This window comes from Methanohalophilus sp. WG1-DM, assembly GCF_004104135.1.
GTDB classification, from domain to species: Archaea; Halobacteriota; Methanosarcinia; order Methanosarcinales; family Methanosarcinaceae; genus Methanohalophilus; species Methanohalophilus euhalobius.
In genome coordinates this window covers 26,202-44,775 of the sequence record NZ_RRBA01000004.1, presented here as the reverse complement: position 1 = coordinate 44,775, position 18,574 = coordinate 26,202, and the positions used below count along the sequence as shown (strand labels likewise).

The 18,574-nt window shown below is 44.4% G+C and carries 25 protein-coding genes; 9 read left to right on the top strand and 16 right to left on the bottom strand.

The window, feature by feature from the left end:
• The 3 genes from CI957_RS10865 to eno form a co-directional block, all read right to left on the bottom strand.
• Entirely contained in the window at nucleotides 1-414 is a 414-nt protein-coding gene (locus CI957_RS10865; RefSeq protein WP_342764917.1) for an ABC transporter permease, read from the bottom strand.
• Nucleotides 415-518: 104 nt separating this feature from the next.
• The gene (locus tag CI957_RS10860) at nucleotides 519-1,169 is read right to left on the bottom strand and encodes an ABC transporter permease (RefSeq protein ID WP_241645910.1); all 651 of its coding nucleotides are present in this window, start codon (nucleotides 1,167-1,169) and stop codon (nucleotides 519-521) included.
• A gap of 6 nt (nucleotides 1,170-1,175) precedes the next feature.
• On the bottom strand, nucleotides 1,176-2,453 hold the full coding sequence (gene eno / locus CI957_RS04515; RefSeq protein WP_128754296.1) for a phosphopyruvate hydratase: 1,278 nt from the start codon (nucleotides 2,451-2,453) through the stop codon (nucleotides 1,176-1,178).
• Between the two features lie 151 nt (nucleotides 2,454-2,604).
• On the opposite strand from eno, the gene CI957_RS04510 reads away from it, so the two are divergent.
• A complete protein-coding gene (locus CI957_RS04510; protein WP_128754295.1) occupies nucleotides 2,605-2,982 on the top strand; it encodes a transcriptional regulator in 378 nt (125 codons plus the stop codon).
• On the opposite strand, the gene CI957_RS04505 is transcribed toward CI957_RS04510, so the two are convergent.
• The 5 genes from CI957_RS04505 to CI957_RS04490 are packed head-to-tail and all read right to left on the bottom strand — an operon-like array spanning nucleotide 2,979 to nucleotide 6,528.
• Nucleotides 2,979-3,428 carry a PPC domain-containing DNA-binding protein gene (locus CI957_RS04505; RefSeq protein ID WP_128754294.1) on the bottom strand — a complete coding sequence of 150 codons (450 nt, stop codon included), beginning with the start codon at nucleotides 3,426-3,428 and terminating at the stop codon, nucleotides 2,979-2,981. The genes CI957_RS04510 and CI957_RS04505 overlap by 4 nt on opposite strands.
• Nucleotides 3,429-3,437: 9 nt before the next feature.
• Entirely contained in the window at nucleotides 3,438-3,956 is a 519-nt protein-coding gene (locus CI957_RS04500) for an ABC transporter ATP-binding protein (RefSeq protein WP_308736820.1), read from the bottom strand.
• 45 nt (nucleotides 3,957-4,001) lie between these two features.
• Nucleotides 4,002-4,124 (bottom strand): hypothetical protein, encoded by a 123-nt coding sequence (locus tag CI957_RS11215; protein WP_394342260.1) that lies wholly within the window; start codon nucleotides 4,122-4,124, stop codon nucleotides 4,002-4,004.
• A gap of 29 nt (nucleotides 4,125-4,153) precedes the next feature.
• Nucleotides 4,154-5,260: a cell division protein FtsZ gene (locus tag CI957_RS04495; protein WP_128754293.1), complete on the bottom strand. Its 1,107-nt coding sequence runs from the start codon at nucleotides 5,258-5,260 to the stop codon at nucleotides 4,154-4,156.
• A 20-nt stretch (nucleotides 5,261-5,280) separates the two neighbouring features.
• A complete protein-coding gene (locus tag CI957_RS04490; protein ID WP_105460802.1) occupies nucleotides 5,281-6,528 on the bottom strand; it encodes a COG1361 S-layer family protein in 1,248 nt (415 codons plus the stop codon).
• A 579-nt stretch (nucleotides 6,529-7,107) separates the two neighbouring features.
• On the opposite strand from CI957_RS04490, the gene CI957_RS04485 reads away from it, so the two are divergent.
• On the top strand, nucleotides 7,108-7,380 hold the full coding sequence (locus tag CI957_RS04485) for a hypothetical protein (RefSeq protein WP_096712918.1): 273 nt from the start codon (nucleotides 7,108-7,110) through the stop codon (nucleotides 7,378-7,380).
• A 218-nt stretch (nucleotides 7,381-7,598) separates the two neighbouring features.
• Here CI957_RS04485 and nadC read toward each other — a convergent pair whose 3' ends face one another.
• The gene (gene nadC / locus CI957_RS04480) at nucleotides 7,599-8,435 is read right to left on the bottom strand and encodes a carboxylating nicotinate-nucleotide diphosphorylase (protein WP_128754292.1); all 837 of its coding nucleotides are present in this window, start codon (nucleotides 8,433-8,435) and stop codon (nucleotides 7,599-7,601) included.
• A gap of 101 nt (nucleotides 8,436-8,536) precedes the next feature.
• Between nadC and CI957_RS04475 the strand changes: the two genes are divergently transcribed.
• The 3 genes from CI957_RS04475 to CI957_RS04465 all read left to right on the top strand — a co-directional run bounded on the left by CI957_RS04475 (nucleotide 8,537) and on the right by CI957_RS04465 (nucleotide 11,199).
• A complete protein-coding gene (locus CI957_RS04475) occupies nucleotides 8,537-9,352 on the top strand; it encodes an aspartate dehydrogenase (protein WP_096712916.1) in 816 nt (271 codons plus the stop codon).
• Between the two features lie 74 nt (nucleotides 9,353-9,426).
• Nucleotides 9,427-10,344, top strand: coding sequence for a quinolinate synthase NadA (gene nadA, locus CI957_RS04470; protein ID WP_128754291.1), 918 nt, complete (start codon nucleotides 9,427-9,429; stop codon nucleotides 10,342-10,344).
• Nucleotides 10,345-10,359: 15 nt separating this feature from the next.
• Nucleotides 10,360-11,199, top strand: coding sequence for a geranylgeranylglycerol-phosphate geranylgeranyltransferase (locus CI957_RS04465; RefSeq protein ID WP_128754290.1), 840 nt, complete (start codon nucleotides 10,360-10,362; stop codon nucleotides 11,197-11,199).
• Here CI957_RS04465 and CI957_RS04460 read toward each other — a convergent pair.
• Together CI957_RS04460 and CI957_RS04455 are read right to left on the bottom strand one after the other, a co-directional pair.
• Nucleotides 11,196-11,873, bottom strand: a complete 678-nt coding sequence (locus CI957_RS04460; RefSeq protein WP_128754289.1) for an RNA ligase partner protein — start codon at nucleotides 11,871-11,873, stop codon at nucleotides 11,196-11,198. The two genes, CI957_RS04465 and CI957_RS04460, sit on opposite strands and share 4 nt — an antisense overlap.
• 99 nt (nucleotides 11,874-11,972) lie before the next feature.
• Nucleotides 11,973-12,674 (bottom strand): (5-formylfuran-3-yl)methyl phosphate synthase, encoded by a 702-nt coding sequence (locus CI957_RS04455; RefSeq protein ID WP_128754288.1) that lies wholly within the window; start codon nucleotides 12,672-12,674, stop codon nucleotides 11,973-11,975.
• Between the two features lie 46 nt (nucleotides 12,675-12,720).
• On the opposite strand from CI957_RS04455, the gene CI957_RS04450 reads away from it, so the two are divergent.
• Both CI957_RS04450 and CI957_RS04445 read left to right on the top strand, forming a co-directional pair.
• Complete coding sequence (locus CI957_RS04450; RefSeq protein ID WP_128754287.1) at nucleotides 12,721-13,428, top strand: HisA/HisF-related TIM barrel protein; 708 nt, start codon at nucleotides 12,721-12,723, stop codon at nucleotides 13,426-13,428.
• 16 nt (nucleotides 13,429-13,444) lie between these two features.
• Complete coding sequence (locus CI957_RS04445) at nucleotides 13,445-13,675, top strand: hypothetical protein (RefSeq protein ID WP_096712910.1); 231 nt, start codon at nucleotides 13,445-13,447, stop codon at nucleotides 13,673-13,675.
• On the opposite strand, the gene tmk is transcribed toward CI957_RS04445, so the two are convergent.
• Both tmk and CI957_RS11075 read right to left on the bottom strand, forming a co-directional pair.
• Nucleotides 13,676-14,275, bottom strand: coding sequence for a dTMP kinase (tmk, locus tag CI957_RS04440; protein ID WP_096712909.1), 600 nt, complete (start codon nucleotides 14,273-14,275; stop codon nucleotides 13,676-13,678).
• A gap of 9 nt (nucleotides 14,276-14,284) precedes the next feature.
• On the bottom strand, nucleotides 14,285-14,413 hold the full coding sequence (locus tag CI957_RS11075) for a hypothetical protein (protein ID WP_258082620.1): 129 nt from the start codon (nucleotides 14,411-14,413) through the stop codon (nucleotides 14,285-14,287).
• 62 nt (nucleotides 14,414-14,475) lie between these two features.
• Here CI957_RS11075 and CI957_RS04435 point away from each other — a divergent pair, with 62 nt between their 5' ends.
• Nucleotides 14,476-15,144, top strand: coding sequence for a DUF166 domain-containing protein (locus CI957_RS04435; RefSeq protein WP_096712908.1), 669 nt, complete (start codon nucleotides 14,476-14,478; stop codon nucleotides 15,142-15,144).
• Between the two features lie 2 nt (nucleotides 15,145-15,146).
• Here the strand turns inward: CI957_RS04435 and CI957_RS04430 are convergent, their stop codons facing one another.
• Both CI957_RS04430 and trxA read right to left on the bottom strand, forming a co-directional pair.
• Nucleotides 15,147-16,583, bottom strand: a complete 1,437-nt coding sequence (locus tag CI957_RS04430) for a methanogenesis marker 14 protein (protein WP_105460915.1) — start codon at nucleotides 16,581-16,583, stop codon at nucleotides 15,147-15,149.
• Nucleotides 16,584-16,595: 12 nt separating this feature from the next.
• The gene (gene trxA / locus CI957_RS04425) at nucleotides 16,596-16,988 is read right to left on the bottom strand and encodes a thioredoxin (RefSeq protein ID WP_096712906.1); all 393 of its coding nucleotides are present in this window, start codon (nucleotides 16,986-16,988) and stop codon (nucleotides 16,596-16,598) included.
• A 321-nt stretch (nucleotides 16,989-17,309) separates the two neighbouring features.
• Between trxA and CI957_RS04420 the strand changes: the two genes are divergently transcribed.
• Nucleotides 17,310-18,290, top strand: a complete 981-nt coding sequence (locus CI957_RS04420) for a restriction endonuclease (RefSeq protein WP_181079362.1) — start codon at nucleotides 17,310-17,312, stop codon at nucleotides 18,288-18,290.
• A gap of 3 nt (nucleotides 18,291-18,293) precedes the next feature.
• Here CI957_RS04420 and CI957_RS04415 read toward each other — a convergent pair whose 3' ends face one another.
• Nucleotides 18,294-18,506, bottom strand: a complete 213-nt coding sequence (locus tag CI957_RS04415; RefSeq protein ID WP_128754286.1) for a hypothetical protein — start codon at nucleotides 18,504-18,506, stop codon at nucleotides 18,294-18,296.
• Nucleotides 18,507-18,574: the final 68 nt, after the last annotated feature.

The window sequence follows — 18,574 nt, the reverse complement described above, 5'->3', positions numbered from 1 at the left end:
TCATATACTTTCTATAGCTTCCACGGGATCCAGTTTTGATGCTTTTCTTGCCGGATATACCCCTGCGATCACATTTATTATAAAAGCAAAAATGGAGGCATAAATGAAATTCATTGCCTCAATTTTCATGGGCATACGTGTAAGTCCCAGATACATTTCGGCAGGCAATTCAATTTCGTAGGACCCAATTGCCACAGCTGTAAAATATCCCACTACAAGACCCAGCAGGATGCCGAAAGCTCCCAGGATCGTGGATTCTATCAGGAATATTTTAGTGATGCTTTTTTTGGAAGTGCCCATTGCCATGAGCATTCCGATCTCACTTTTCTTGTCCATAACAATATTGATCAGTGTATTGGCAATACCAAACCCTGCGGTTATATAAATCAGGATATAGTAAAGCCAAACAAACACCTTCTGGGTATTGAGTAGATCCAGGAGTTGACTGTTGATCTCAATCCAGCTATCAGCTCTTAGGCCTGTTTCTTTTTCAATTTCTAAAGTGGTTGTCTTTGCATTTACGGATCTGTGACATGCATGGATATTGCAGTGATTGTCCCCTTCTCATCATAAAAATCCTGCAGGGTTTCCAGTCTTGCATATGCAACACTTGTGTCGCGACCTGTACCACTGTCAAAAATCCCGATAACTTTCAGGGATAGGTCACCGGCTTGAGGGGAGGTGATCTGTATCCATTCACCAGGCCTTGTTTCCAGGTCATCGGCTAGGCCATCCCCGATAAGTATACCTTTGCCATTCCTGGCAAGGTCTTCATAATTTCCCTCCACAATATCGGATTTAAGATGCATCACATTGTCTTCATCCGGTGGGTTCACTCCGAATATGTTGATCCCTGCGGAATTATCCCGGTATGTAATCACGGCCTGCTTTTCAAGGTATGAAGAGGAAGCAGTAACTGTAGGGGTGCTTTCGATTACAGATTTATAATAATCGTAGAGATGTATACCTGCATCCTTTTCTTCTGCAGGATACACCACTATATGAGGAGAGTTTTCCACTGTCTTTTCTATCAGTTCATCGGTAAACCCGCTCATAAGGGACATCAGGACTACAATAACCACCACAGCAAGGGCTACAGCAAGAATGGAAAAGAATGTATTCCGCTGTTTTGAAACGATATGCCTGCGCGCAATCCTGAATTCGAACATAAAGTTTCAGAGCTGCACATAACGTGCAGCATCTCCCAGGTTTTCTTCAATACGCAGAAGCTGGTTGTACTTGGCAGTTCTTTCTCCCCTTGCAGGGGCACCGGTCTTGATGAGATCCGCTCCGATTGCCACTGAAATATCTGCAATCATCGCATCCTCGGTTTCTGCGGACCTGTGGCTTACCACTACATTATAGCCGCTGCGGAATGCCATACTTGCAGCATCGAAAGCCTCAGAAAGAGTACCGATCTGGTTTACCTTGAGCAGAAGGGCATTTGCGGCTTCCATTTCGATGCCTTTGGCAAGCCTTGAAACATTTGTGACAAATAGGTCATCCCCCACAATGATGGTTTCCCAGGCTTCATTTGTGAGGTTTGCGAAATCCTCAAAAGCTTCCTCCTGGAAGGGATCTTCAATCATTACTATAGGGTATGTGTCAATAAGGTCGACGTAGAAATCGGTAAGTTCCGCTCCGGTCATGGTGGTCCCGTCGATATTGTAGTTCTCCCCATCGAAAAACTCAGAGGCAGCTGCATCCATCCCTATGGTCACCTCGGATTCGGTATATCCTGCTTCTTCGATCCCACTTACCAAAGCATCAAGGGCATCCACTGTCTGGTCGATGGGTGGAGCATATCCTCCCTCATATCCCACATTGGTTGCTGAAGCACCATATTTGTCCTCAAGGACCTTTCCCAGGGTATGATAGGTCTCGCTTCCCATCTGCAGGGCATTTGAATAAGTATCAGTCCCTTTGGGCTGGATCATGAATTCCTGGATTGCAAGACCATTGCCTGCATGTTTGCCGCCGTTGAGGACGTTCATTGTGGGAACGGGTAGTGCAAAGGAATTCGATCCTCCAAGATACCTGTACAGGGGCATATTGAGCGAATCCGCAGCTGCATTGGCAACAGCCATTGAAACACCCAGGATGGCATTTGCACCGAAAGTTATCTTGTTGTCGGTTCCGTCAAGGGCAATCATTAACCCATCGATCTCCCTCTGGCTGCGCACATCATAACCCGTCAATTCCCCGGCTATTGTTGTATTGACATTGTCCACGGCATCGAGGACACCTTTACCATTGTAGCGTTCATCCTCCTTATCCCGCATTTCAATGGCTTCATTTGTTCCTGTGGAAGCTCCTGAAGGGACACTGGCCCTGCCAAAACCCTTTGGCGTGAACACATCAACCTCCACTGTGGGATTTCCCCTGGAGTCCAATATCTCTCTTGCATGAATCTTTTCTATCCGGTATCCTGCTTCTTCTGCCCTGTAACTCATGATAATTCCGCCTTGGACTTTGTTTACTGAATAGGGAATTACTGTATATATAATATTCTTGTCCCTGAAATCCTTGTTGCTAATGCTTTGTACATCCTTTCCTATAATACATTCATAAAATATATATTAATGGAGCCATTTTTCTTCCTTTATGAATGATGCTGCTTTCATACAGCTTGATTCCAGCAAGAGGGAAATTGCAGGCCTACTTCAAAACCTCTCCCTCTCCCGGATAGAAGCTCTAGCTATGACCTGCCTTATTGATGGCGATTCGCTTACATCAAGCCAGATTGAAAATCTCACCGGCCTGAGACAGCCTGAAGTAAGTGTTGCCATGAAACCTCTCTGCAAAAAAGGTATAGTGGAGTCCTGGGATCAGAAAATATCAAAGGATCGGGGCAGGCCTCGTCGTTACTATAAATTAAAATTACCCTTTGATAAATTCATGAGGAATCTGGAAAATGACATATCGGCCGAAATAGAGTGCAAATCTTATGCTCTTAATAGGTTAAAGCAGATCTGTACTTAATTCTCTTCTTCCCCGAAATTTATGGGGGCAAATCCTCTTGTACTATCAAATTTGCGTAAAGCATCCATTCCGTCAATTTCAAGAAGAAGAATTTCCGTTACCATGAAGGCTTCATTGTGCTTTCGCATGCATCCAATACTGGCCTTTCCATCCCTGCCCAGACCGGTATGGAGGTGAACTACGGGTTTTTTGTTCTCAAGCATTATGTTGCCAATACCGATTATTTCATGCGGGTCCACAAATGAATTCCATATGGGCTCCGGAGGAATCATATCTTTGAGTGGGCCGGTGACCAGATTTGAATTTCTGCATGCTCCCAGCATGAAAAGAAATGCCTTTTCTATAGTTTTTTCTTCTGCAAGGGCGGTTATACTTTCCAGTATGTCTTCACCGTCATCTACCCTGAGGACAAATACTCTTCCTACTTTTCCTTCTCTGTATTCCATGTTATTCCCTTATTCAGTAATTTTGCCATCTACGATCCTGACGATTCTGTCAGTTTTGCGGGCCATGTTTTCATCATGGGTCACCAGGATGAATGTCTGGTCAAATTCTCGGTTCAGTTTCTTTAAAAGTTCGTAGACCTTGTCACTGGAATGGCTATCCAGATTCCCTGTAGGTTCGTCCCCGATAATGATCTTTGGCTGGTTGGCAAGTGCCCTTGCCACGGCGACACGCTGGTTTTGTCCCCCTGAAAGCTGGTCTGGAAAATGATGCAGACGGTCTTTAAGTCCAACTTCATTGAGCAGTTTTTCAGTTTCTCTGGTAGCTTCATCCTTTTTCTTGCCGGCTATCAAAAGAGGCATCATGACGTTTTCCAGTGCGGTGAAGTCAGGTAAAAGATGATGGTACTGGAATATAAAGCCAAGCAATTCGTTTCGTGCACTGGATCGCTGCCGGTCATCCATGCTGGTGATATCCTGGCCATCAATCAGGATAGTGCCTTTTGTGGGCGTGTCCAGAATATCTATCATGTGGAGCAAGGTACGAAGGTACTTTTGTCGGATCCGGAAGGGTAACTATGGAAAGGATTTCTCCTTTTTTACATCAAGGTCCAGTCCGTCAAGCGCCTTAACCTCGACACCATCCCCATAAACTTTTGTCAATCCATGGATTTCGATGATATTGTCTGTTTGTGGCATGTCCCTCCCTGGAAACATTGCACCTAATGTCAGTAATGCGGTTCCAGACCTTCGATCTGGGAGAATGCCTTGTCTACTTCTTTTTCTTCCTGGACCCGTTCTTTTTTCTCTTTTTCGGTATTGATTGCATCGACTGCAAGATGATAAAGTTCTTCCAGCTCGGAAGCGGATTCAAGGGTAAGGACAGACAGTACTTTGGGGTATTCACCTTTGCGGACAATTATTCCTTTGAAAACATGGCCTACTGAATCAGACAATTTCTCAACTTCATTAGAGATTTCATCGATACTCAGGTAACTCTTGTCACCCTTGATGATTATCATAGACCTGCTTGCTTCCTCGTAAACATTGGTATTAAACAGTAATCCACTTGGGGATATAGCCTTCTGTATAGCTGTCCTGATAGGCACTTCCCCGTCTGCTTCGTAGTAACCAATGGTTGCAATCCCTGCTCCTCCGCTCATGACCGTCTTGAAATCACCCAGGTCTGTGACCATCATCATCTCGCTGTCCAGGGAATCCAGCAGGAAAATAAGTCTTTTTGCAATCATCTCATTTATGGAATCATAGGCAGATTCGACGTCCCCGCCCATCTGTTTGAGGTACTGGTTATCTGCAAGGATTATCCCGTCAACCCCACTTTCCCTTATATCTTTGAGGGCAAAGGCGGCGTTTTGCAGGTATAATGTCCCTTCTTCCCTGAAGGGGAGGACAACGACTGCATATACCGGATAATCATTTTGTTCTTTCAATTCCCTGATCAGGGACGGAGTAAAAGATGATCCTGTACCTCCGGAGGCAGAAGTTATAACAAAAGCAATATCGAAACTGCCTCTTTCATCGAGGTTGCGCATAATCTGGGATTTATTTTCATCAAAAACTTTCCTTCCCACATTCCGGTTTGCACCAACTCCATGCAGGTGAGGTATATGGATTCGATCCTTTGCCTTGGTATATTTCATTTCCTTGAGGTCGTTTACGGCAGTATTTATGGCAAGGGTTTGTACATTACTTTTATACTGTTGTTTTGCGTAGAATTTGGCAAATCGACTTTTGGAGCCGAATGCCTGCCTGTTTATAGAGTCCAGAATACGGTTGCCACACTGTCCGTTTCCGACCATAAGTATATTGAGCAATTAATTCCTCCAGGTGATATTTAAAAGCGGTATTGTTGGCGGCGGTAATATATCCATGCTGCTGCCCCAAGGATAATGACTACAGGCACGATATATACATATAGCGGCTGCTCGAAGACCACATCGTATTTGCCTTTTGTGACTTCCAGTGCATTTGTTGTTGTTTCACTGTTTACTTTTTCTGCTTCAGGGTCCTCAGTACTGATGTAGGAATAGGAGGCTGTTACCGGATAACTTCCCATTTCCTCTGCTTTGACGTTGAAAGTGAATTCCTTTTCCTGTTGCACTCCCAGGGTTTGCAGGTATATTGTGGGGGTACCACTGATAATCTCGATCTCACTGTCCCCGCTTTCATACTCAAGTCCATCGGGAAGCTGGATGTCCACGGAAACTGCTTCAGCACCCCCTTCACCGTTATTTCTTATGAGTAAAGTTACTTCAGTACTCTCGCCCCGCGGTATAACAGGTTCCTGAAGCTCTGCCGAGACTTCCACATCTGCCATGGCTGCGGGTTCGCCTTCCACTGTGATTGTAGGAGTATTGGAACTTGCCTGCGGGAAATCAACTCCTGCATTGTTAGAAAAGGTTGCAGTAGTAGGTTTGAGTGTAAATGTGCCGGGTTCTGTCGATTTGATGCGGTAGACAAAAATTTGCTGAGATTCCCCAATGCTCAGGGACATCTTGCCGGATTGGCTTACGAATGTTTCCTCCAGGATGAATTTCTCGGGGAGGTTGTTGGAAAATCTGAGATCAGTTGCCTCGTCATCCCCTTTGTTTTCTGCGCTGACGGTAACTGTTACTGAATCACCTGCTTGTATGGTATTTGAACTTACACTTTTGGTAATTTCAATAATGGGTGTACCGGAAAATTCCGCCTTTTCATGACCACCATCGACAACTCCCTTTGTATTGATTATGTCCTCATCGGTAATTGTAATGAGTATATTGACAAGATTTAAAGTAGCTTTCTTTGTATCGAGAAGTTTTACTTCAACTTCTTCATTATCGATTTCAAAGGTAAAAGTGTCGTTAATATCCAGCCCTTTGTCCATCAATTCAGTGTCCTTTTCATACACATAAAACGATGCATATTCGTTTGAAGGGAACACATCGGCTACATCTATTACATGATTGTTTATCTGGTACCCGTCACCGGCTTGTATCTCTCCTTCATAAAGAACACTTTTTGCAGAGGCAGAGCCCACAAATGCCACTGAGGACAAGGCTGCTATCAAGAGCAGGCATACGATCATTTTTTTGAATTCCATGTTCCCCTCGCCATGATTTTTTCATAATTTATTATCTGAATACTGCCTAAATACACTACTGGAAACCAATATAAAGTTTATGACATAAAACTGTAGCCCGAGTTAAAATCCCTTTCACCTTGCTAAGGCTGGGCTAAAAAAGTACACGGATACTAGAGCTCTGTCATGAGTATTTATTCTTAGATACTGCATGCACTAAAAAAGGTAGAAGAAAGTGTAGAACAAGCCCCTCTTTGTGTCTGCCAGAAGTGGCACACACTCCTTAATCGTGTACCTAAGGGTACGGCAGAATCAAAAGCCAGAGGCATTACGTAGCATGGAAGATGCCGGGTACTGGGTATTTTGAAAAGAGGAGTGGTTTAGAAATCGCTATCAAGGAATTTGTGGAATAAAAATAGAGGGATTATTTTTGCCACGCCGGGCACTTTTGTGTTCGAGTGGAAATGGTGTAGGGTTAACAGGCTTGACTGTCATTTATATGGTTAATTACTTTCACATCAGTTGAAACATTTGTTTAAACTGGGAGTACAATTTTCAATTGGTGTAATAATGATTGAATCTAAAGAAGAATGAGATAAATTGCCAGAATTAAAAATACCTAATATTAGTGATGGTAATGAGGGTCAAATATATAATGTCAAAAAGGTGGCTTTTGTAAGGCATAAGACCAAAGAAGCAATAGAAAATCTTCCTTTGGCTCACTTGAAAAATGGTCAAATTTGTAAATTACCTCAAGAATTATCTGGATGGGCATATGATTGTGTTGCTTTAGCACATAGTGGCCTTAATGCATTTCCTGCAAATGTTGAGTTTGGGATTCAAGATAATGAATATTATGCAGAAATAATCTGAATGGGGTGATTATGATGACTGCCAATTGTCCAAAATGCAATACACAAATGAATTTTGTTTATATAGATAAAATAATGGTTGATTGCGATCCTGATGATTGGAGAGAGGCTCTTTGCTCCCACTTCCCTCCACTCTACACACACCTAAGGCCGAAAGATTTTAAGAGAGTTGCAAACAGGGTAAAAGAAAAGGAAGAAACCTCAACTCGGCTACGGAATTCATGGCATAAAATACCCTTTCATCTCCATACTCAGATCGGCCCATTGTGCTTTATGGATCAGGGAGCCCATAGAGATTACGTCAATTCCGGTTTTTGCGTATTCGGCAAGGTTTTCGGTGTTTATATCTCCCGATACCTCTACTATTACCTTATTCCTTAATCCTTCGTGACGCAACTTTTCCACGGTTGATATTATTTCTGAAGGGGACATATTGTCCAGCATAACGATGTCCACTCCCATCCTTGCAGCCAGGATGGCATCGGTTGCGGATTCAACTTCAGCTTCTATCTTTTGGGTAAAACTTGCCATTTCCTTTGCTTTGAGGATTGCATTTTCCAGGCCCATTATATTCCTGTGGTTGTCTTTTATCATAATGGAATCGGAGAGGTTGAACCTGTGTGGGTCACCTCCACCTGCGATTACGGCCAGTTTTTCGAACTCCCGGATTCCCGGAGTTGTTTTACGGGTTGCAGCCACAACTGCTTCAGAACACTGATTTACAGCTTCCACGCAATCTCTTGTAAGGGTCGCAATACCGCTCAGGTGTCCCAGGAAATTCAAACTCAACCTTTCAGCACGTAATAAGGATACCGTTCTCCCTTTAAGTTCAAAGACCACATCGTTATTCTGGATCTTTTCTCCTTCTGCAACCTTTCTTTCATATTCGATATCAAAATAATCAAATATGGCCTCTGCAACCTCTGCACCGGCAACCACACAATCCTGCTTTGCAAAAATCACCGCTTCTGCAATTGTGTCCGGCACCAGCTGGCATGAGATATCATAATAACCCAGGTCTTCCCGGATGAAACTCTCTATCTGTCCTTTCAGCATCCTTTTCACCAGTTTTACTTTATGTTCGGGGAGTTTTAATATGCTTTGTAATGATAATACTTTTATGCGCTGGCTCTCTAGAACATAAAGGAGTCTCATTAATGCTTAAAATAGGAGTTTTCGGTTGTGGTGCCATTGGTGGCGAGATCTGTAGGGCTATTGATAATGGCCAGATTGAAGCAGAACTCTATGCTATATATGACCACCATGATGAATCCCTAGAATGGGTGAAAAGTTCACTGGAAAATTTTGACCCGCAGATCATGGAAATTGTTGAAATGGTCAGGGAGGTAGACCTGGTGGTAGAATGTGCTTCCCAGCAGGCGGTTTATGAAGTGGTTCCCGCGGCGTTGCATGCAAAATGTGATGTCATGGTAGTAAGTGTAGGGGCCTTTGTTGACACACAACTTCTTGAAATGGCCGAAAACATAGCCCGTGAAAAAAATTGCCGGATTTACGTCCCTTCTGGTGCCATTTGTGGAATAGATGGGCTGATATCCGCATCAGCAGCTGCTCTGCATTCAGTCACCCTGACAACCGAAAAACCCCCAGAGGGATTAAGGGGTGCCCCCTATGTCCTTAAAAATAATATCGATATTGATTCCATAACTGGCAGAACTGTTCTTTTTGAAGGCTCTGCAACCGAGGCGGTACAGTCATTCCCTGCAAATGTGAATGTGGCTGCTACTCTAAGTCTTGCAGGGATTGGATTTGATAATACCAGGGTAAGGATAGTGCTCAATCCTGCCCTGACAAGAAATATCCATGAAATCGCAGTTGAAGGTGAGTTTGGAAGGTTTACCTCCAGAGTGGAAAACGTGCCTTCTCCCACAAACCCAAAAACAAGTTATCTGGCTCCTCTTTCCGTAATTTCTACTTTGAAGAAACTGACTCAATCCTTCAACGTGGGGACCTGAAATCGCATAAACTTATATGTTATATAATCTATGTATTCGCCCGGAATTCATTATCCCGGGATTGCAGTGGTAATATGCAGGATAAGCAGGCTATAATAGACAGGATTAATGTCTTGAAAAAAGAAAAAAATGCGGTGATCCTTGCCCACAATTACTGCCGTGGCGATGTACAGGATATAGCTGATTTTGTAGGTGATTCACTCGGCCTGAGCCGTCAGGCAGTCGAGCAGGCCACTGATATCATTGTTTTTTGTGGTGTGGATTTCATGGCGCAAAGCGCTGCTATCCTGAGTCCCCTCAAGAAAGTCCTCATTCCCGACAGGTTTGCCCGCTGTCCGATGGCGGCAATGGCTACTGCAGATGAGGTAAGGAAAGCCAAAAAACAACATCCTGATGCGATGGTTGTGTCCTATGTAAACAGCAGTGCAGAGGTGAAAGCAGAGAGTGATGTATGCTGTACCTCCGCCAATGCGGTGGAAGTTGTCAACTCACTGGATTGCTCGAAAGTACTGTTCATTCCTGACAAAAACCTGGGGGACTATGTGGCCAAAAACACTGATAAAGAAATAATTCTATGGGATGGCTACTGTCCGACTCACAATCATATGCTTGAATCAGATATGCATTTATCTAAGATATCCCATGCAGACGCTGAGATTCTGGCCCATCCGGAATGCAGGCGTGAGATACTTGAAAAAGCTGATCACATATTCAGTACCACAGGAATGACAAGACACTGCTCCTCTTCGGGTTCAAAAGAATTTATTATAGCTACAGAAAACGGCCTTCTCCATCGCCTGCGCAAGGACAATCCGGATAAGCACTTTTACCCCTGCTCCGAATATGCTATATGTCCGGATATGAAAACCATTGACCCTGCATCTGTTCTGGCTTGTCTGGAAAATGAAGAATATGAGGTAAGAGTAGAGGAAAAGGTCACAGCGCAGGCCAAAAAAGCCCTTGATCGCATGCTTGAAGCAGGAAGAGAATAAAGGCGGCCCAGTTCCATGCACGCTTATCTTCAATTAATGCGTATTGCCAATTGTGCAATGGCAGCCTTTGCCGCAGTTATCGGCGTGTTAATTGCCTTTAGAATCATTTTTGAACAACCCTTTCAGGCCCTTCCATTCTTTGAGACAGGGGGTGTGGGAATTGCAGTAATACTTGTAACAGGGGCCGGCAATACCATCAATGATTATTTCGATGTGGCTATTGATACTATAAACAGGCCTGACAGGCCAATTCCTTCTGGAAGGGTAAGTAAGAAACAGGCTCTTTTTTTCGCTGCATTCCTTTTCATTGTTGGAATAACCATTGCCTGGTTCATTAATCTGGTCTGTGCTTTAATAGCGCTTTTCAATTCTCTCCTGCTTGTCCTGTATGCCCGTAATCTTAAGACTACTCCCTTTTTTGGCAATGCTGCGGTGGGTTACCTGACAGGGTCCACTTTTCTTTTCGGTGCCGCTGTATTTGGGATAGAAGGATTGTATGCCCTTTCGGTATTATTCCTGCTTGCAACTCTGGCTACAATTGCACGTGAAATTGTGAAGGATATCGAGGATATGGAGGGGGACCTAAATGCAGGAGCAACCACTCTCCCCCTTCTCATCGGGAAAAAACAGGCAGGCTTTGTAGCTTCGTCTCTTGCCCTGATAGGTATTGCTGCCAGTCCTTACCCCTACCTGAATTCCATGCTGGGGGAATACTACCTCCCTCTGGTGGGTATTGCTGACCTGCTTTTTATCGCGGCTGTCTATTCAATACTGAGAAATGACCCTGCTCTATCCTCAAAACGCTTCAAACTGGCTATGTTCATGGCATTGTTTGCCTTTGTGGCAGGTGCTTAACGGGATGTATGCCTGAGATATTCCTGCAACATCCGGGGAAATGTTTCGGCGGGAACAAACCGTACACCCAGTTGTTCGGCCCATTTCTGAATCCCGTAGTCCTTGGCAACCACAGCTGCATCAAGTTCTTTTGCCAGCAGTAGCACGTCGATATCAGGTGCACTGTCCAGTATTCCGTAACGCAGGGCTGAACGGTATTTGTTGCGGAATTTGTTCACAACAGAACCCACTACTTCGCGATCGATATCCTTCTCCACCATCGGTTTTGTCTCTGCCTGTGAATTCTGGATAAGACACTCACGGGAAGCCTCACGTATTGCTTCCTCTGCCACATTCATGCCTTTGTTGATCCTCTCCCTCATGTAGGATACGTATTCGTGGAAGATGCGAGAGGGGATCTGTACCTCATACCTGTCAGGGGTTTTCTTGACAAGCCAGGTATCGATCTTTGCCACTACTTCAGGGTCACAGTTATTGTTATTGGTAAATTCCTGAAGTTCATTATAAACAGAAGGGAAAGGGACATAGCAGCTGATCTGGAGATGCAGCCGGGCATCGGCTATCAGGTCCAGAATATCTTTCATACCTGCGCAGATGGTATCCTGTCCCAGTGATTGGCGGGCCTGAATGTCGGTAAGCCCGGTGGTATCCATTATAAACCTCTGTCTCAACATGTTACCTCCCCGCTAAAAAAGTATAATATAAAATATCCCTGCTGTTTAAAAAAGTTTGTCTATATGTCAAGCAGGGATTCACGAGCGTAATAAAAAAAATTAGCCAAGGCGGGCGTGAAGCTGTTCTACAAGTTCCTGCTTGATGGATGTACTACGGTCCCCCCCACAGACAATACCCCTGACACCCAGGATATCCGGCTTGATGGCCTTTATTGCTTCTATATCCTCGAATTTGATACTGCCTGCCAGAGCCGTCTCCAGTCCATTTGCATGTGCTTTCTCAACGAAATCCTTAAGCTGTGCTTCATTGAGAAACTCGAAGGTGGAACGTCCGTCTTTTACTCCCGTATCAACCATGACCAGGTCAACTCCTGCTTTTGCACCGATTGCCGGTAAGAGGGCCGGGTCGATGGAATTGATCCTCGCATAATCGGAATATGCACATGCGACAACTTTCGCAACATTGTCCATTGTCCTGACAGCTTCAGTAATTCCGGCAAGCATCTCATAGGCCTGTTCCTCGGTCTGGATATCATACAGGCCGATTTTGACATAATCCGCACCTGCAGCTGCTGCACCATAGGCAGCAAGGGCAGCGGTGCCGGGTTTGTAGTTAAAATCCCCCAGGGCGGCACTGATGGGTTTTTGGTTTCCTACAGTTTCCTTTACTTCTTTGATCACTCCCGGGAAATTGGCACCAAGAGAGCCTTCCTTTGGATTTTTGACATCGATTATATCTGCACCGCCTTTTAGGGCGGAGATTGCTTCTTCGTTATTTATTGGACTAACCAGCAGTTTCATGTAATGGCCTCTTTTTTATAGGATGGAATAAAGTGTCATATTAAATATGTTTCGAATTGTCTTTGTATTGGATATATATAATGGTATTGCAGTCCATGCCCGGGGAGGTGACCGGAAAAACTACCAGGCGGTTCATCTATCCAGCCAGGTATGTGAAACTTCCAGTCCCTGTGGTATAATAGAAGCTCTCAGTCCGCGGGAAGTCTATATTGCCGACCTCAATATCCTGCAGGGGGAAGGGGAAAACAAAGCCAATATTGATGAACTAAAATCCCTTTCATCCACATCTAATGTCATGTTGGACGCTGGTGTAGACAGACAGGAGGATGCGGATAAATGGCTGCGAATTGCCGATACTCTGGTGCTGGGCACTGAAACGGCTTCAATGGATGTGATCAGGAACCTGGCAGGCCGGTATCCGGGCCGCATAAGTGTGAGCATTGATCGCAAAAATGGTCAATTACTGTCCAAATCATCGGATATCCCTGAAAATCCTGATCAGGCAATAGAAATGCTCAATGATTTACCCTTGAAAGACATAATTTACCTTGATCTGGACCGTGTAGGCACCTCTTCAGGGATGGACATTGATATGCTTTCCCATCTTGCTAAAATATCCCGTCATCCCCTTCTGCTGGGGGGTGGTGTGCGGGATATGGCAGATATTGCAGAACTTGAAAACGCCGGGATTTCAGGTGCACTTGTCGCAACGGCAGTGCACAAACAAGTTATACCAGTAAAACAACTACGATAAAAATCAGGTGATAACTATGGATGAAGATTCATTTGAGGATGTTGAAGCAGCGTATCATGAAATAAAAATGGGTGGAGGGTGGTATCTTACCATCTCACTGGAAACCAGTGAAAAGTATGAAAAAGAATATGTGGAAATTGCAAAGGAAAGAGGAGGCCAGAAACGGGGTCGTTTTAATCTCAATCCCAAATATGCAAGACAGCTGGGAGAGGCCCTTATCGAATTTGCCGACTCCAATGAGCTTTGATCATTCGAGTCCATTGATGACTTTATCTACTTCCTTTTTCACTTTGTCCAAACTCTGTGATGCGTCGATGATTACAAATCGTTGAGGATTCTCCTCTGCAAGTTGCAGGAATACATTGCGAACCTCCGAAAGGAAATCCACCTTTTCAAACTTGGTTTGTGCATCACGACTGTTACATCTTGATACGGCAATTTCGGGGTCGATATCAAGTAGTAAAGTAAGGTCCGGTACAACGGTCCATCCCCTGTGCAGTTGCTTGATCCACTCCACCGGCTCATCTAACCTGTCTTTAAGGGTAGACGATTGGTAGGCAACTCTGCTGTCTGAGTACCTGTCTGAAATTATCACTCTACCAGTTTTAATTGCAGGTTTGATCGTATTTCGGATGTGTTCTGCATGATCGGCTGTAAACAATAAGAGCTCTGCAAGGGGATCAACGTCCGAATGGATTGCCCGCATTACAGCCTGGCCGATCCAGTCTTTTGTAGGTTCCCGTGTAAAAATAATATCCGAATAAACGGGATTTTGTTTCAGGTATTCCATAATGGTGGTCTTGCCCGACCCGTCGATCCCTTCAATGGTGACAAGTTTTCCTTTCATTTATACCTCTCAGGTACGGACAGTGTCTTCACTGCCACATTGGGGACATTTTATAGGTATGAAGTTGGGGTCTGCCTGAAATACGAAGCTGCATGTATTGCATACAAAATATACCTTTGATTGGTCTATATCATCCATATTTTCACCTGCATAATATTTATCGGTAAATAATATAACTACTTATTCTCCATTTCCAGTGTATGACGATTATAGGAGTAATTACAAGGGGTAAGTACGGCAACAGATTGATAGACACGCTACATCAACATTCGGATTTTTCTGTCAAAACTGCCTCCCTGCCCGCCAGGTTACCCGATTTTCTGGATGAGCCGGAAGAATTTGTAAAGAAACTGGATATCAATCCGGATGTATTCAATGCAGACACCATTATAACTTACTCTCTGCATCCCGATATTACACCGGTGATTGCCCGCCTGGCCGGACAGGCCGGTGTGTCATCATTGATCGTACCCGGAGGCTCGTCCCGGGCCCCGCTTGTCGAACTGGATAGAATATCTTCGGAATATGGTATCTATATCGAGGTGGATGAGGTATGCTGTACTCTTGCGGAAAAGGAAGAAACAGCACCATATTCCAGTGTCTTTGGTCTTCCGGAATTCGAAGTCTCCACTAAAAGCGGCTATATATCGGATGTCCGGGTCCGGAAGGGTGCACCATGCGGCAGCACATGGAAAATGGCGGAAAAACTAATCGGTACAAAAGTAGAGGATGCTCCCGCAAAGGCAGGTTTGTTAATCCAGCAATATCCTTGCAGAGCCGTCAGAGGGCAGCTGGGAGGAATTCATGATTCGGCGGAGTTACATAAAAAAGCAATGGAGAGGGCCCTAATAACCCTCTCCGAAAAATAAAATTACTGGTTTTGCAATTTTATCCTGTCCTTGAGGATGCATTTTCCACCTGTATGGCCGCCCAGGGGATTATGAGGCGTTCCCAGAGAGTTCATACATCGTGCCATAACGGCTGCACCTCTGGCTAGCCCGTCATCGACAAATACGACTTTTTCTTCAATTTTATCTCCCAATCCCATTGTTTCCAGTTTTTCAAGGATAAGTTTGGGTTTATCTCCTGATATGCCGGCCCTTCCGGTGATTCCAATGGAAGTTTCAGGAAATACAACTCCTTCTTTCTGTGCCACTTCCACAAGGCGGTAGATTACACCTGCCATCACTTCATCGATTACTGCGAACAGTACCTTGAGTCCCTCTTCCTTGTATATCTGTGCACCCAACTCTGTTAATTCATGCATTTTTGAACCATTGGTGCCCACGTCACATCCAATGAGCACGACTCCGATTTCAGCTGCAGCGGCAGGATTTACAGGGACACTTCCATAACGGGTGACATTTTCAGGTACCTTTTCGATAGATATTTTTTCCATTAAGCGGTTTGCATATTCTTTTATTTTCTTCCCCTTCAACAACATGGTAATCATGCCCGGTGGTCTTTCGTCAAAGACATCCAGAGCGGTTCCCAGTTCCAAATCCACAAGTTGGGTCCCACGGATTATAGCATCGGGAATGGCTCCGGCATAGCCACAGAAGTTGCCAATGGTCTTTGCATAGGGTTCCTCCGGGCTGATGACACGCCCGTCAAGTGTGGTTCCAAAATCCATCGATAAACAGGGATTACGGAAATCCACATCCACCCATTTAGCTCCTTCTTTTATACCGGCGGTTGCAAGTTCTCCCTCCATCTCATTGGCCACGATTTCCACACCTGTGGCCCCTGTGGGAGGAAGGACACTGGCAACTGCACCATCAAAAATAACTTTATTGAGTTTACTGAACTTCTGGAATCTGGGGTTTATGTTATCCTGGGACATCGGAGGCGTCATGTTCCTGGGTGGGACACCCGCCATAAGGCAACCGTCTGCAAGAGCTTTGATAAATTCTCCCACTTCTTCCGGTACATCGAATCCGGCCACCACGCCGGTGGAGCGGACAACGAAGTGAATATCTTTTTTAATATCCAGATTGGCTTTCTTTACAGCCTCCTGAAGCGTATTCTTGACAAGCTCTGCCACGGATTCGCGGCTTAATTCCACACCTGTAAGCGTCTTGCCGAATACTTTTTCTCCAGGTTTTGGTTGTCTTACATCCCTTGTCATCCTTACGGTTTTCACCACATGGTATGTCGTACCCTTTTCAAGGTCTGTGGCCGTAAGGATGCATTTGGTGGTCGTATTGCCCACCTCTACAGAGGCCACGATGAAATAGGAATTGGATTTTGATTTCAGGTCTATCAGTCTAACGGAAGGAGTCTCGGCCATCCTGGGTTTGTGTGACATAAGGTCTGTCCCTCAGAGGTATGATTTAATTTTTTCCTGTATGCTTACCTGTGGCAATGCACCCACCATTCGGTCTGCAAGTTGCCCATTTTTGAACACAAGAAGGGTTGGAATTGCAGTGATCTGGAATTTTCTCGCAGTAACCTGGTTCTGGTCCGTATCAAGTTTGCCAAAAACAACATCTCCCTGCATCTGCCCGGCAAGGGAATCTATTATCGGTCCGACCCTTTTGCAGGGACCACACCATTCTGCCCAGCAGTCCACTACAACAAGTGGATAACGGCTTACAAAGTCTTCAAAATCGGCATCTGATATTATCATGGCTTCTGCAGGCCAGTTGGTCTTTTCGAGATCTGTCTTAATCTCTTCCATTCTTCTCTTCCTTATTTCTTCGAGTTCGTCCATGCTTCCCCTCGCATCATTTAGATATTTCATAAGCTATATCTGTCATTCTGATTAATTACGAATTATATTGTACTGCATACATTTAAAGGTTTGTATGGTTATTCACAAATAGTGCACAACCAGCAATTGCCCGTCCTGGAGGGGTTTCCATTACAAAAGCAGATAGTGAAAAATCAAGCAACCGCACAATATTCGATCAGAAATGTGTAACCTGTGGCACGTGGATGGATAGGATAGAGAATAAAAATAAAAATGCTACCACAACAGTAACATATTCCTGTCCGGAATGTGGTCTGTCCTATACCGTGGATGAATGATTTGATGTGGGAAATTAATCAACTGCTCAATATTGACCCGTATGATTTTGAAAGGCTCGTAGCTCACCTTTTTGATAAAATGGGCTATAATACCCGCTCGACACAACAAAGCAGGGATGGTGGTGTAGATATCGAAATATCTATCGATAATTTTGGTCTTTCCCATCGATGGCTTGTCCAGGCCAAACGTTATTCAGGACCCGTCGGAGTCAAGGAAGTACGTGAATATGGCAGCCTGTCCTACAGGGAAAATGTGGATGGAGTAATTATTGTTACTACTTCCAGTTTTACCGGTGAAGGAAGGAAAGAAGGGGCAAAACACAATCTCAAGCTGATAGAAGGCCCACTGCTTACTGAAATGCTTAATCATTATTGTCCTGATGAAGGAGAGAGTTTCCACCGGAAAGGAAGGGGTGTTGATGTACTTGAAACAGGAGAGGAAGTGTTTGGAAGACATAGCGCAACAATTGAAGGGAACAAAATCTGGCTGGTACTCACAAAGAAACATATCTATTTTGAAAAAATAACTGCCACCCTTTTCTCGAAGAAAAAAGAACTTATCAGGAGAATAGATGCAAGTTCAATTATAGGTTTAAAACAGGATACAAACTCGCTTTATATAGTAATCGATGAGAAAAAACCTGAGGTACTGGCCCTTTCTATCAGGGAGCCAAATAGTTTTGCAGAGAATCTTGAATTGTTTCGTCCTTCTTTTCTGCGGGGCGAAACCCTCCTGAAATTTGAAAAGGAAAAAAAGGGCTGTATGGTGCTTACCAACCGCAGATTTCTCATGATGGATAAAGGCAACACCGAAACTATCAGGTTGAAAGACATTGCAGGGGCAGAGATTGAGAAACAGGGTATTTTGCACAAGGATAAACTTGCAATCCTTGAATCAAAGGAAAGTATTACCAGGCACATATATGATGTGGAAAATGCCTCTGAATGGAGGGAGGCACTCCTGAAAGGCCTGGGAAAGGAATGAATGTTATTTAAGTTGTTGCAAATAGCGCTGGTTCTTGACAACCCGGGTAATTAATGTGGCCACAAAACCAATAGCAAGACCAAGCAATATAACAAGTACCAGATTCCCTTCTTCAGCATACTGGAGAAGGAACTTAAAGAGCAGGGCACTCAGGGCGATCCCTGCTATTATGATATAGCCCACATTGATATTATAGAGTTTTTCTAACAGACTCATAGTCAACCCCTTGGAATCCCTTTGCAATAAATACTTTCCTTTATTATCGCACAGTGGCATATTTTATA

Coding starts and splice junctions, on each gene's coding strand:
- CI957_RS10860 (WP_241645910.1), bottom strand. CDS start 1,169: ATGTTCGAATTCAGGATTGCGCGCAGGCATATCGTTTCAAAACAGCGG.
- eno (WP_128754296.1), bottom strand. CDS start 2,453: ATGAGTTACAGGGCAGAAGAAGCAGGATACCGGATAGAAAAGATTCAT.
- CI957_RS04510 (WP_128754295.1), top strand. CDS start 2,605: ATGAATGATGCTGCTTTCATACAGCTTGATTCCAGCAAGAGGGAAATT.
- CI957_RS04505 (WP_128754294.1), bottom strand. CDS start 3,428: ATGGAATACAGAGAAGGAAAAGTAGGAAGAGTATTTGTCCTCAGGGTA.
- CI957_RS04500 (WP_308736820.1), bottom strand. CDS start 3,956: ATGATAGATATTCTGGACACGCCCACAAAAGGCACTATCCTGATTGAT.
- CI957_RS11215 (WP_394342260.1), bottom strand. CDS start 4,124: ATGCCACAAACAGACAATATCATCGAAATCCATGGATTGACAAAAGTT.
- CI957_RS04490 (WP_105460802.1), bottom strand. CDS start 6,528: ATGGAATTCAAAAAAATGATCGTATGCCTGCTCTTGATAGCAGCCTTG.
- nadC (WP_128754292.1), bottom strand. CDS start 8,435: ATGCTGAAAGGACAGATAGAGAGTTTCATCCGGGAAGACCTGGGTTAT.
- CI957_RS04475 (WP_096712916.1), top strand. CDS start 8,537: ATGCTTAAAATAGGAGTTTTCGGTTGTGGTGCCATTGGTGGCGAGATC.
- nadA (WP_128754291.1), top strand. CDS start 9,427: ATGCAGGATAAGCAGGCTATAATAGACAGGATTAATGTCTTGAAAAAA.
- CI957_RS04465 (WP_128754290.1), top strand. CDS start 10,360: ATGCACGCTTATCTTCAATTAATGCGTATTGCCAATTGTGCAATGGCA.
- CI957_RS04460 (WP_128754289.1), bottom strand. CDS start 11,873: ATGTTGAGACAGAGGTTTATAATGGATACCACCGGGCTTACCGACATT.
- CI957_RS04455 (WP_128754288.1), bottom strand. CDS start 12,674: ATGAAACTGCTGGTTAGTCCAATAAATAACGAAGAAGCAATCTCCGCC.
- CI957_RS04450 (WP_128754287.1), top strand. CDS start 12,721: ATGTTTCGAATTGTCTTTGTATTGGATATATATAATGGTATTGCAGTC.
- CI957_RS04445 (WP_096712910.1), top strand. CDS start 13,445: ATGGATGAAGATTCATTTGAGGATGTTGAAGCAGCGTATCATGAAATA.
- tmk (WP_096712909.1), bottom strand. CDS start 14,275: ATGAAAGGAAAACTTGTCACCATTGAAGGGATCGACGGGTCGGGCAAG.
- CI957_RS11075 (WP_258082620.1), bottom strand. CDS start 14,413: ATGGATGATATAGACCAATCAAAGGTATATTTTGTATGCAATACATGC.
- CI957_RS04435 (WP_096712908.1), top strand. CDS start 14,476: ATGACGATTATAGGAGTAATTACAAGGGGTAAGTACGGCAACAGATTG.
- CI957_RS04430 (WP_105460915.1), bottom strand. CDS start 16,583: ATGTCACACAAACCCAGGATGGCCGAGACTCCTTCCGTTAGACTGATA.
- trxA (WP_096712906.1), bottom strand. CDS start 16,988: ATGGACGAACTCGAAGAAATAAGGAAGAGAAGAATGGAAGAGATTAAG.
- CI957_RS04420 (WP_181079362.1), top strand. CDS start 17,310: ATGTGGGAAATTAATCAACTGCTCAATATTGACCCGTATGATTTTGAA.
- CI957_RS04415 (WP_128754286.1), bottom strand. CDS start 18,506: ATGAGTCTGTTAGAAAAACTCTATAATATCAATGTGGGCTATATCATA.